This window comes from Kitasatospora sp. MBT66, assembly GCF_000710405.2.
Taxonomy (GTDB): Bacteria; Actinomycetota; Actinomycetes; order Streptomycetales; family Streptomycetaceae; genus Kitasatospora; species Kitasatospora purpeofusca.
On sequence record NZ_JAIY01000008.1, the window covers coordinates 225,447 to 225,882 of the forward strand.

At 76.6% G+C, this 436-nt stretch carries 1 protein-coding gene; it reads right to left on the reverse strand.

Annotated elements, in window-relative coordinates:
• Nucleotides 1-436: PQQ-binding-like beta-propeller repeat protein (locus tag BI06_RS22285; RefSeq protein WP_158516451.1), on the reverse strand; the 436-nt coding region annotated here is incomplete at both ends.

Genomic DNA, 436 nt, shown 5'->3' on the forward strand with positions numbered 1-436 from the left:
AGCGCGTACACGGTGCCCAGGTAGTCGGCCACGTAGACCGCGTCCGCGTCCAGCGCCGGCGGGGTGAACAGCACCACCGGGGCCTCGAACCGCCAGCGCTCGGCACCGCTCGCCGCGTCCAGCGCGTACACCCTGGTCCCGGCCGTCACGTAGAGCACCCCGGCCCGCTCGACCGGGCGGGACGGCACGTCCTCGCCGACCGGGACCGACCAGCGCAGGCCGGAGCCGCGCGGGTCCACGCAGCGCAGCCGGCCGCCGCCGTAGTAGTAGGCCGAACCGGCCACCAGGGCGGGCCCGGACTGCGGGTTCTCGTAGTCCTGCTGGGCGTCGTCGGCCCGCCACAACTCGGCGCCGGTGACCGCGGAGCGCAGCTGGACGCCGCCGCCCCGGACCCCGCAGCAGAGCACGCCGTCGGCCGCGTCCAGGGTGTACACCC